The organism is Mesorhizobium sp. WSM4817, from assembly GCF_055811135.1.
The window spans coordinates 25,510-37,001 of record NZ_JBVVQQ010000021.1 but is presented as its reverse complement, the minus strand read 5'-3'; the positions used below and the strand labels follow the sequence as shown (position 1 = coordinate 37,001).

Annotated in this window: 8 protein-coding genes and 2 pseudogenes; 4 read left to right on the top strand and 6 right to left on the bottom strand. The window is 66.0% G+C overall.

Annotation, left to right across the window (positions count from 1 at the left end):
- Positions 1 to 54 precede the first annotated feature (54 nt).
- The gene (locus tag AC0L2K_RS24940) at positions 55 to 684 is read right to left on the bottom strand and encodes a DUF1285 domain-containing protein (RefSeq protein WP_473532609.1); all 630 of its coding nucleotides are present in this window, start codon (positions 682 to 684) and stop codon (positions 55 to 57) included.
- A 146-nt stretch (positions 685 to 830) separates the two neighbouring features.
- Here AC0L2K_RS24940 and AC0L2K_RS24935 point away from each other — a divergent pair, with 146 nt between their 5' ends.
- Genes AC0L2K_RS24935 through AC0L2K_RS24920 form a run of 4 tightly spaced genes read left to right on the top strand, consistent with a single transcriptional unit; the run spans position 831 to position 7,662 of the window.
- On the top strand, positions 831 to 1,835 hold the full coding sequence (locus tag AC0L2K_RS24935; protein WP_023799949.1) for an AAA family ATPase: 1,005 nt from the start codon (positions 831 to 833) through the stop codon (positions 1,833 to 1,835).
- Positions 1,835 to 2,749 carry a DUF58 domain-containing protein gene (locus AC0L2K_RS24930; RefSeq protein WP_473532567.1) on the top strand — a complete coding sequence of 305 codons (915 nt, stop codon included), beginning with the start codon at positions 1,835 to 1,837 and terminating at the stop codon, positions 2,747 to 2,749. The genes AC0L2K_RS24935 and AC0L2K_RS24930 overlap by 1 nt, the downstream gene beginning before the upstream one ends.
- On the top strand, positions 2,746 to 5,571 hold the full coding sequence (locus tag AC0L2K_RS24925) for a DUF4159 domain-containing protein (RefSeq protein WP_128169701.1): 2,826 nt from the start codon (positions 2,746 to 2,748) through the stop codon (positions 5,569 to 5,571). Before AC0L2K_RS24930 ends, AC0L2K_RS24925 begins: the two co-directional genes overlap by 4 nt.
- 3 nt (positions 5,572 to 5,574) lie before the next feature.
- Positions 5,575 to 7,662: a hypothetical protein gene (locus tag AC0L2K_RS24920; protein WP_473532566.1), complete on the top strand. Its 2,088-nt coding sequence runs from the start codon at positions 5,575 to 5,577 to the stop codon at positions 7,660 to 7,662.
- 205 nt (positions 7,663 to 7,867) lie between these two features.
- On the opposite strand, the pseudogene clpS (AC0L2K_RS24915) reads toward AC0L2K_RS24920, so the two are convergent.
- From clpS (AC0L2K_RS24915) to choW, 5 genes and pseudogenes are all read right to left on the bottom strand, one after another.
- A pseudogene (clpS, locus tag AC0L2K_RS24915) lies at positions 7,868 to 7,984 on the bottom strand (ATP-dependent Clp protease adaptor ClpS); the annotation flags it as partial.
- 3 nt (positions 7,985 to 7,987) lie between these two features.
- A pseudogene (locus AC0L2K_RS24910) lies at positions 7,988 to 8,636 on the bottom strand (VOC family protein).
- A gap of 195 nt (positions 8,637 to 8,831) precedes the next feature.
- Complete coding sequence (gene clpS, locus AC0L2K_RS24905) at positions 8,832 to 9,137, bottom strand: ATP-dependent Clp protease adapter ClpS (protein WP_023799954.1); 306 nt, start codon at positions 9,135 to 9,137, stop codon at positions 8,832 to 8,834.
- 194 nt (positions 9,138 to 9,331) lie between these two features.
- On the bottom strand, positions 9,332 to 10,513 hold the full coding sequence (choV, locus tag AC0L2K_RS24900; RefSeq protein ID WP_023799955.1) for a choline ABC transporter ATP-binding protein: 1,182 nt from the start codon (positions 10,511 to 10,513) through the stop codon (positions 9,332 to 9,334).
- Positions 10,510 to 11,364, bottom strand: a complete 855-nt coding sequence (gene choW, locus AC0L2K_RS24895) for a choline ABC transporter permease subunit (RefSeq protein WP_023799956.1) — start codon at positions 11,362 to 11,364, stop codon at positions 10,510 to 10,512. Before choW ends, choV begins: the two co-directional genes overlap by 4 nt.
- Between the last annotated feature and the right edge of the window lie 128 nt (positions 11,365 to 11,492).

Here is an 11,492-nt window from a genome sequence, read left to right as displayed (position 1 = left end):
CCTGGTCCATCATGCCCCGGTTCATTTGGCCCCGGTCCATTTGGCGTCGCCCGCTCACGCGCTCAGCCGCTGCAGTTTTTCCGCCGGCATGATCGGATAGACCGCACCCTTCGAGCGGACGGCAAACATCCTTCGGCCGCCGACCTCGATCTCCTCGCCATGCTCGACCAATTCATACATGACCGGCCGCGCCAGCAGCGCCTCCAGCCGTCCGCGCACCAGCACATAGGGTTTCAGGCCGCCGGTTGCCTCCTCGTCGAGAAAGCGCAGCGGATGCTCCGGCCCGGCCTCGACCACATCGCCGACATTGGTACGAAAGGTGATGACCTGGCCATCGCCGGTGCCGCAAACATCCATCTCGACGGCTATGAAGGGCGCGTCGACCACGCGGATGCCGACCCTTTCCACCGGCGTCACCAGGTAGGTCCTGCCGTCTTCGTCCTTGCGCAGCACGGAGGAAAACAGCTGCACCAGCGGCATGCGGCCGATCGGCGTGCCCTGGTAGAACCAGGTGCCGTCCTGCCGGATCTCCATGTCGAGATCGCCGCAAAAGGCCGGATTCCAACGATCCACCGGCGCCGGCCCGTTGCCCGCGCGGGCGGCACGCGAGATCAGCGCCTCCAGTCCGCGCGCCTCGGTCGCTGCCGTCAAACTTCCTTCACGATCGTCGGCGCGTTCTGTCATGGTCACGAAATAGTCACTGTTGTTCCGCTTGTCAGCCTAAGTCAGTGATTTAAGTTCAAAGACGGGCGCCACGCGAGGCCGAATCGCGGCACTCTGTGGCGTCGAAGCTGCAAGCCGGTATTTCCAACGAGAAGGATCGATGCTGCATGAGCGTGATGATCAAGGAAAGCCCGATCAGCGAAGAGGACATGATCGCCCTGGCCGAGACGGCGCTGGCCGACATTTCCAGGGTTCGCGAGGGCGTCGGCCGCGTCATCTTCGGCCAGGAAAGCGTCGTCGAACGCACGCTGGTGGCGCTGCTCGCAGGCGGCCATGCGCTGCTGGTCGGCGTGCCCGGCCTCGCCAAGACCAAGCTGGTCGAGACGCTGGGCATCGTGCTCGGCCTCGATTCCCGCCGCATCCAGTTCACGCCCGACCTGATGCCGTCCGATATTCTCGGCTCCGAGGTGATGGAGCAGGACGAATTCGGCAAGCGCTCGTTCCGCTTCATCTCCGGGCCGATCTTCGCGCAACTGCTGATGGCCGACGAGATCAACCGCGCCTCGCCGCGCACCCAGTCGGCGCTGCTACAGGCGATGCAGGAATACCACGTCACCATTGCCGGTGTCCGCCATGACCTGCCGGCGCCCTTCCACGTGCTGGCGACGCAGAACCCGCTGGAGCAGGAGGGCACCTATCCGCTGCCCGAGGCGCAGCTTGACCGTTTCCTGATGCAGGTCGACATCCTCTATCCGGAAATCGAGGCGGAGCGCCGCATCCTCCTGGAGACCACCGGCATTGAGGACGCCAAGGCGCAGAACGTGTTGCAGCCGGCGCGGCTGAAGGAGATCCAGACCCTCATTCGCCGCATGCCGGTGCCGGAAAGCGTCGTCGAGGCGATCCTCCAGTTGGTGCGCTCGGCGCGCCCCGGCCAGGGCAATGCCGAGACCGACAAGCACGTCGCCTGGGGCCCGGGCCCGCGCGCCAGCCAGTCGCTGACACTGTGCGCCCGCGCCCGCGCCCTTTATGACGGACGGCTGGCGCCGTCGATCGACGATATCAGAGCGCTGGCCGAGCCGGTGCTGCAGCACCGCATGGCGCTGACCTTTGCCGCCCGTGCCGAGGGCACGACCGTGCGTGACGTGGTGGCGAAACTGGCAAAAGGCATCTGATGGCGCGTATAGGCGAGGCCCAGGCTCCGGCAGCGACGCGTGACGCGCTCGCCCGCGGCCGGTTGCGGGCATCGCTGGTGCCGGACCTGCTGGTCGAGGCGCGTCGCATCGTCAACACGGTGATCGCCGGCTGGCACGGCCGCCGCAAGCGCGGCATCGGCGAGAATTTCTGGCAGTTCCGGCCCTATGTCGAGGGCGACTCCTCGCGCATCGACTGGCGCCGCTCGGCCCGCGACGACCACATCTATGTGCGAGACCGCGAATGGGAGGCCGCCCATACGGTGTGGCTGTGGGCAGATCCCTCGCCTTCCATGCTCTACAAATCGACCGGCGCCACCGTCTCGAAGGAGTCCCGCGCGCTGGTGCTGGCGCTGGCCATGGCCGAGCTTCTGTCGCGCAGCGGCGAGCGTATCGCCTGGCCCGGGCTGACCGATCCGTTCACCGCCCGCAACGGCGCCGAGCGGATCGCAGCACAACTCAGCCATGCCGGCGAATTGCCGGCAAAGCCCGACCTGTCCGCCATCCGCCGCTTCTGCGACATCGTCATCGTCAGCGACTTCCTCGATCCGGTCGAGGACACAATCGCCTGGCTTGAGGTGCTCGCCCGCCACGGCGTGCGTGCCCATCTGATCGAGGTCGCCGACCCGGCCGAGGAGAGATTCCCCTATGCCGGCCGCACCGAATTCACCGATCCCGAGACCGGCGACAAGCTGACCGCGGGCCGCGCCGAAACGCTGGGCGACGACTACCGACTGCTTTACATCGCCCGCCGCCAGGAACTGACCGACTGGTGCAAGCGCCTCGGCTGGAGCTTTACCGTCAACCACACCGACCGCCTCGCCTCCGATGCGCTGGTGCGTGTCCACATGGCGATGACCGTCGATGGCAGCTCAGCCGGGAGGATCCGCGCATGAGCTGGCTGCCACTCTCCTTCGGGGCGCCGATGGTGCTGTGGGGCCTTCTGGCCCTGCCGGTGATCTGGTGGCTTTTGCGGTTCACCCCGCCCAAGCCGCAGACCGAGGTCTTCCCGCCGCTGAAGATCCTGGCCCGCGTGCTGAAGCGCGAGGAGACGCCGCAACAGAGCCCGTGGTGGCTGACGCTGCTCAGGCTGCTGATGGCGGCCCTTATCGTTGCGGCGCTGGCCGAACCTGTGTTCAACCCGCGTGAAAGACTGCCGGCCGAGGGCACCGCGCTTGCGCTGGTCATCGACAATGACTGGGCAAGTGCCGCCGACTGGGGCCAGCGCGTCGCCACTGCCGAACGGCTGATCGCCGATGCCAGCTCCAACGACGTGCCTGTCATCATCGCCTTCACCGCCGAAAAACCGAATGCCGAGATCGGCCCGTTCGACGCCGCCACCGCGCTCGACCGGCTGCGCGCGGCAAAGCCGCGGCCGATCCCGACCGACCGCCCGGCCGTCTATGCCCGCGTCGCGACAACCCTGGAGAGCTTGCCGGGCGCCAGCGTCGCCGTGCTCGCCGACGGTCTGGCGGCGGAAGGCGACGAGGCGGCCTTCAACACGCTTCTGTCGAAGAACGCCGCCCGTGTCGTCTGGGCCGCCTCCGACCGGCCCGGCCTGATCGGCCTGACTGGCGCCGACAACCAGGTGGACGGCTTCGAGCTGACCGCCATCCGCGCGCCGGGCGATCCGGCGCCGGCTCAGGTGACCGCCGGCGCCTTCGACGACAAGGGCCGCCGCATCGCCGACGCCACGCTGACCTTCTCGCCGGGCGAATCCACCGCCACCGGCACGATGGCGGTGCCTTTCGAGCTGCGCAACGACTTCGCCTCGATCACGCTCGACGGTCAGCGGCAGGCCGGCGCCGTTCGCGTGCTCGACGAGAGTTCCAAGCGCCGCCGCGTCGGACTGCTGTCGCAGGCCGAAGCCGACCAGGCGCAGCCGCTTCTGTCGCCGCTGTACTACATCCGCCGCGCGCTGCAGCCCTTCGCCGATCTGGCCGAGCCGTCGAGCGCCGACCTTGCCGACGCCATCCCGCAGCTCCTCGACCAGAAGCCGGCGATGATCGTCATGGCCGATGTCGGCACCATTCCGCAGCAGGTGCGGCAAAGGCTGGTCGACTGGGTCGACAATGGCGGCACGCTGGTGCGATTCGCCGGCTCGCGGCTGGTCGCCGCCGGCAATGACGACGACCTGCTGCCGGTCAGGCTGCGCACCGGCGAGCGCTCGCTCGGCGGCGCGCTGTCGTGGACGACGCCGCAGCCGGTCACCGATTTTCCGAAGACCGGCCCCTTCGCCGATCTCGCTCCACCGGCCGAGGTCACCGTCACCAGGCAGGTGCTGGCCGAGCCGACGCCCGATATCGTCGAGCGCAGCTGGGCCACGCTTGCCGACGGCACGCCACTGGTGACCGGGATGAAGAAGGGCAAAGGCACGCTTGTCCTGTTCCATGTCACGCCGGAGGCGACCTGGTCGAACCTGCCGATCTCCGGCAGTTTCGTCGAGATGCTGCGCCGCATCGTGCAACTGTCGCGCAACCAGGGTGCGGCGGTCGCCAATGCCGAAGCCGCCGCCGCCTCGCTGGCGCCCTACCGCATGATATCAGCCGATGGCACGCTGGTGCCGCCGACGCCGGATGCACGGCCGCTGGTGCCGGGTGCCGGCCCGCTGCCGGTGACGTTCGAGAATCCGCCCGGCCTGTATGGCTCCGACACCGGCGTCATCGCTCACAATCTGCTCAATGCCGAAAGCCGCTTGGCGCCGCTGGTCCGTCCTCAGATCACCGTGCCGGTCACCACCGTCCAGTACGCTTTCGACGAATCGCACAATTTGAAGGGCCCGCTGGTGGCGGCAGCTCTCCTGCTGATGGTCCTTGATACGCTGGCGGTGTTCTGGATGGGCGGCCTGTTATCGCGCCGGCCGCGCCGCGCCGGCACGGCCGCCGCAACCACCGCCGCCCTGCTGATTACGCTCGGCGCCCTGGTCGGCCACACCGACATCGCCCGCGCCGACGATGCCAAACCCGGTGATGAGCGGGCGATCGAGGACATTTCGAAAACCCGGATCGGCTATGTGCAGACCGGCGACCGGAGCGTCGATTCGATCAGCCAGGCCGGGCTGGAGGGCCTGACCCGCTTTCTGATCGAGAAGACCGCGCTTGAGCCGGGGGCGCCGGCCAGCGTCGATATCTCGAAGGACCAGCTTGCCTTCTATCCGCTGATCTACTGGCCGATCGATCCTGCCGCGCCGATGCCGAGCCAGGCCGCGATCGCCCGCGTCGACGCCTATATGCAGCAGGGCGGCACGGTGCTGTTCGACACGCGCGACCAGTTCGCCACCGGCATCGGCGCGGAGCAGGCCAGCCCGGCGACGGAGCGGCTGCGCGACATCCTCGGCAACCTCAACGTGCCGGCGCTGGAGCCGGTGCCGTCGGACCATGTGCTGACCAAATCCTTTTACATCCTGCCTGAGTTTCCCGGACGCTTCGCCGGTGGCCCGCTCTGGGTCGCGGCGTCGCTCGAAGCCAGCAACACCGAGAACCGCCCGGTACGCACCGGCGACGGCGTCTCGCCGATCATGATCACCGCCAATGATCTCGCCGGCGCCTGGGCGGTCGACGAGAATGGCGACCCGCTTTTGCCGACCGTGCCGTCGGATCCGATGCAGCGCATTTATGCGCTGCGCGGCGGCGTCAACATCATGATGTACATGCTGACCGGCAACTACAAATCCGATCAGGTGCATGTGCCGGTGCTGCTCGAACGGCTGGGGCAGTAAGCCATGAACTTGTCGCTCGCCTTCGAACCGCTCATCTCCTGGCCGCTGCTCGGCCTGGTGCTGGCGCCGCTGTTGCTGCTGGCATTGGTCGGCCTGTGGTTCCGCCAGCGCGGCGCGGTCTTCCGTTTTGCCGCCCTGCTGGCGCTGACTGCTGCCCTGCTCAACCCGGTGTTGCTCGACGAAGAGCGCGAGGCGCTGAAAAGCGTCGTCGCCGTCGTCGTCGACCGCAGCCAGAGCCAGGACATTGGCGAGCGCACCAGGCAGACCGACGAGGCGCTGGTCGGGCTTCAGCAGCGCCTCGGCCGCTTCAAGCAGTTCGACGTCCGCGTCGTCGAGGCCGGCAAGTCGGAAGCCGCCGAGGAGCGCACCGAAACGCGGCTTTTCGGGGCACTTGAGAGCGCTTTCCGCGACGTGCCGCCTTCGCGCATCGGCGGCGCCATCATGATCACCGACGGCGAGGTGCATGACGCCCCAGGCGGAACGCCCGACTTCAACGCCCCGCTGCACGCGCTAATCACCGGCAACGACCAGGAAAAGGATCGCCGCATCCGCTTCGAGAATGCGCCGCGCTTCGGTCTGGTCGGCAAGCCGCTCGAAATGACCTATCGCGTCATCGGTACCAACAACGAGGCCGGCTCGGTCGATGTGCGCGTCTCGGTCAATGGCGAGCAGGTCTCGGTCGAGCGCGCCACCATCGGCCGGGCCATGCCGCTGCAGGTGACCATTCCCGGCGCCGGCCGCAACATCGTCGAACTCGCCATCGATCCCGAGCCCGACGAACTCACCGACACCAACAACCGCGCCATCGCGCTGATCGACGGCATCCGCGAGAATTTGCGCGTGCTGCTGGTCTCCGGCGAACCGCATGCCGGCGAACGCACCTGGCGCAACCTTCTGAAATCCGACGCCTCGGTCGATCTTGTCCACTTCACCATTCTGCGGCCGCCGGAAAAGCAGGACGGCACGCCGATCAACGAATTGTCGCTGATCGCCTTCCCGACGCGCGAACTGTTCGTCGAGAAGATCAAGGATTTCGACCTGATCATCTTCGACCGCTACCAGCACCGCGACGTGCTGCCGGTCCTCTATTACGACTACATCGCCGAATATGTTGAAAAGGGCGGCGCGCTGCTGATCGCGGCAGGACCCGAATATGCCGGCGAAAGTTCCATCGCCCGCACGCCTTTGATGTCGGCGCTGCCGGCGATGCCGACCGGCGAAGTCGTCGAAAAGGCCTTTTATCCGCGCCTCACCGAGCTCGGCCAGCGCCATCCGGTGACGCGCGGGCTTGACGGCTCCGCCACCGAGCCGCCGCACTGGAGCCGCTGGTTCCGCACCATCGGCGTCGAGAACCCCGGGGGCGAGGCGGTAATGAAGGGCGCCGACAACCGTCCGCTGCTGCTGCTCGACCGCAAGGGTGAAGGCCGCGTCGGCATGTTTTTGTCCGACCAGGGCTGGTTGTGGGCGCGCGGCTTCGAGGGCGGCGGCCCGCATGTCCAGCTCTATCGCCGCATCGCCCACTGGCTGATGAAGGAGCCCGAACTCGAGGAGGAGCGGCTGACTGCCGACGGCCGCGGCATGATGCTGGAAATCCGCCGCCAGACGATGAGCGACGATCCCGGCCCGGCGCAGATCATCACCCCGTCCGGCAAGGCGATGACCGTCAAGCTCGAGAGAGCCGAACCCGGCGTCTTCCTCGGCAGCATCGAGACCAGCGAGATCGGCCTCTATCAGGTCGGCAATGGCGACCTGAAAGCGCTTGCCCATGTCGGCCCGGTCAACGCACCGGAATTCACCGACGTCGTCTCCACCGAGAACCGGCTGAGAGCCCCGGCCGAGGCCACCGGCGGCAGCGTGCGCCGGCTGGCGCAATCGTCGACCCTTGGCAATCTCGCCGGCGGCGTGACGCTGCCGTCGGTCGTCCCGGTCCGCTCCACGGGCGCGGCGGCCGGCAACGACTGGATCGGCCTGCGCACCACCGACGACAGTGTGCTGAAGGCCGTCTCGCGCGTGCCGCTGTTCGGCGGGTTCCTCGGCCTCGGCCTGCTGCTGCTGGCATTGGGCTCGATGTGGTACCGCGAGGGGTGGTAGCGACGCCGATTTTCCTTCTCCCCTTGTGGGAGAAGGTGGCCGAGCCCACGGGTCTTGCCTCCGGCAAGCCCGAGGACAGGCTCCGCTCGGTCGGATGAGGGGTGTTCCAGCTTGGCAGCGACGGCACTCCGTCCAGCACCCCTCAACCGTCTTGGCGCTGCGCGCCAATCCACCTTCTCCCACAGGGGGAAGGGAAGCGGGCGCGCTACTCCTCCGGTTCCGTCGTGAACATCAGCGGGTAGCCCTTGGCCTTGCCGGCATCGGTCGCCCGAGTCGCCTTGGTCTCGGCGACGTCCCTTGTGAAGACGGCGACGACGCAGACGGCTCAGTCGCCCGGGCCAGCAAACAAAATGAGATTTCCGTCTGGATCCATAACAATGAAGTTTCTGGCACCCCAGGGTTCTTTCCTGAGGACTTAGTGAAAGGGCACCCCTGCGGCCTGAAAATTCAGAAAAGAGCTGTTTAATCTCGTCTGCAGTATCGACTGTGATCCCGGCGGAGAGCAGGTGTTCACGTTGCCGTATATCGCCAACGAACACAGGTTCGCAAACCAGCCTCAGCGCGAGTTGCGCATTGTCACGTGTCACCTGTCCGTAAAATGCCGGGTCGCCGTAAACAAAGTCGACTCCGAAGCCGAGCTTGGTGGTGAAGAATTCGAACGACGCTTTGATGTCGGTGACGAACAACTGCGCTGAGGTTGAACTCAGAACGGGTGCAGGTACGGTCTGTTTTTTCTGATCTGTCATGGCTGGGGCTCCTGTCTTGAGCGCCTGCCATCCCTCGAACCCCGATTGACGCGCGATCAGTTCCTGCGCGTCGCTGAGCTTGAAATTTGCTTCCAGTACCTGATTGTCATCGAGATGCTGGAAGCGTGGCAACGCAGCCCTGATCTCGGCTGCGACCGGATAGTACCGTTCGCGGTGCCACCGCAAATATTGTTTGGCCTGCTTTTTGAGGTTTTCGAGATTCGGCATGGGCGCAACTGTGGTTACAGTATAGGCGGGCATTGCCCTTTCGACGTTACATCGATGCGCCCTACGCAGCGCTGCGAACGTGCCTCGGCGATGAGCAGTTGTCAATCACCGCACTCCGTACAGTACCCTCAACCGTCTTGGCGCTGCACGCCAATCCACCTTCTCCCGCAGCAAGGGGAGGAGGGGAAACCGGCACTACTCCTCCGGTTCCGTCGTGAACATCAGCGGGTAGCCCTTGGCCTTGCCGGCATCGGTCGCCCGTGTCGCCTTGGTCTCGGCGACGTCCCTGGTGAAGACGGCGACGACGCAGACGCCGCGCTGGTGCGCGGTGATCATCACCCGCCGAGCCTGGTCCTCGCTCAGCTTGAACTCGCCCTTGAGCACCGTCACCACGAACTCGCGCGGCGTGAAATCGTCATTAAGGAGGATGACCTTGTAGAGCTTCGGCCGTTCGATCTTCGGCTTCGTCTTGGTGCGGGGTTTGGTGACGATCTCAGGCATCGGAACCGGCAACTGCGCGCAAGAATTTCGCTTTTATCCTGACATGAACGAAAGCAATCGTCCATTTTGAACCGCCCGCAAACCGCCTTCCTGGCGGGGCGCCGCCGTTCACAAGTCCATGCCTTATGTGGGACCGCCGCTAAGCCGCGCAGAGACCGCGAAGAAACGATACGGGCCGTTTCGTTTAGAAATAGCTACCGCCGCAACACCGCCGACAACACATCCCTGATGCCGATGGCGCCGACGAAGCGCGACTGGTCGTCGAACAGCGCCACCGGTGCGGTCTGCGAGCGGTGCATGGCCAGCATCACCGTCTTCAGCGAGGTGCCGGGATTGGCCCAGAATACCTGCGTCGTCTCCTCCGGCTGCGCCTCGACATCGGCGCACGACACCCAGAACGCCGGCTTGCCATCGCGCTCGGCCGCCGCCACCAGCCCGTGCTCATCGATCTTGAAACGCGTCGTCTTGCGGCGGTCGAGCCACACCCAGCCGTCCTCGCCGTGGTCGAGATCACGGCGGTCGCGCATCACGTTCCAGGCAGTCAGCACCGAGAGCGGATTCACATTGGCGATGAAGTCGCGGACATAGTCGTTGGCGGGGCGCAGCACGATGTCTTCCGGCGCGCCGGTCTGCACGATGCGCCCGCCTTCCATGATGGTGATGTGGCTGCCGATCTTCAGCGCCTCCTCGAGATCGTGGCTGACGAAGACGATGGTCTTCTTCAGCTCGGCCTGAAGCTGCAGCAATTCGTCCTGCAGCTTGGTCCGGATCAGCGGGTCGAGCGCCGAGAACGGCTCGTCCATCAGCAGGATCGGCGCTTCGGTGGCAAACGCGCGCGCCAGCCCGACGCGCTGCTGCATGCCGCCGGAAAGCTCGTGGGCGTATTTCGACGCCCACTGGTCGAGGCCGACGAGCTTCAACTGGCGGTCGACGCGCGCCTTGCGCTCGGCTTCGGGCACGCCGGAAAGCTCGAGCCCAAAGCCGACATTTTCCGCGACGGTGCGCCAGGGCAGAAGGCCGAACTGCTGAAACACCATGGCGACCCGCGTCTGTCGGATGTGGCGCAGCGTGGCGGCGTCGCAGGTTGCGACATCGACCATGCGGTCGCCGTCCTTGACCATGACGTTGCCGCGCGCCGGCACGTTGAGCAGGTTGACGGCGCGCAGCAGCGTCGATTTGCCGGAGCCGGAGAGGCCCATCAGGACGGAAATCTCGCCCTCGTTGACGGTCAAATTGGCACCGGCGCAGCCGAGCACGGCGCCGGTCTTCTCCAAAATTTCCTGACGCGTTGCGCCCCTGTCGACGAGCGCCAGCGCTTCCTTGCGCGCCGCGCCGAAGACGATGTCGACATTCTTGAAATCGACCGCAGCGCTCATTTGGCGGCTCCCGTGCCGATGCGGCTGATGCGGTCGAGGATGATGGCGAGCACGACGATGGCGAGGCCGGCTTCGAGGCCGAGCGGGATGTTGACCGAGTTCAGCGCGCGCACCACCGGCTTGCCCAGGCCGTTGGCGCCGATGAGCGCAGCGATCACCACCATGGAGAGGCATAGCATGATGCACTGCGTCAGGCCCGCCATGATGGTCGGCAGCGCCGCCGGCAGCTCGACTTTCCACAGCAGCTGGCGTTTCGTCGCGCCGAAGGCTTCGCCGGCCTCGATCATCGGTTTCGGCACCGAGGTGATGCCGAGATGCGTCAGGCGGATCGGCGCGGGAGCGGCGAAGATGACGGTGACGATGAGGCCGGGTGCGATGCCGAGGCCGAAGAGAATGAGCACCGGGATCAGGTAGACGAAGGTCGGCATGGTCTGCATCAGGTCGAGGACCGGCTGGAGATAGCGGTAGCCGCGCTCGTTATGCGCCGCCCAGATGCCGATCGGCACGCCGATGGCCATCGAGGCCGCAGCGGCGCCCACGACCAACACCAGCGTCTCGACGGTTTCCTGCCAGAGATCCTGGTTGACGATGAAGAGCAGGCCGAGCGCGACGGCAAGCGCCAGCTTCCATGATTTCTGCAGGTACCAGGCAAGCCCGGCTATGGCGGCGACCAGGAGGACCGGGGGGACGAGCAGCAAAAGATCGACGAGCCCGTCGAGAACGACGGTGAGCCCGTCGGCGATACTGTCGAAAAACCACTCGAAATTGGTGGTCAGAAAGTCGAAGAAGGTCTTGCCCCACCGCCCGATCGGGATCTTGAAGCTCGAAATCAGTTGCGAAACCGGATCCATGGCAAATGTCCCCTCATTCTTCTTCACCTCTCCCCTGACGGGGTGGGCCGAACCGCGCAGCCGAGCCGGGTGGGATGGTCACGGTTATGCTCCGTTCCGAACCATCCCAACCGCGGCGCGTGGCGCGC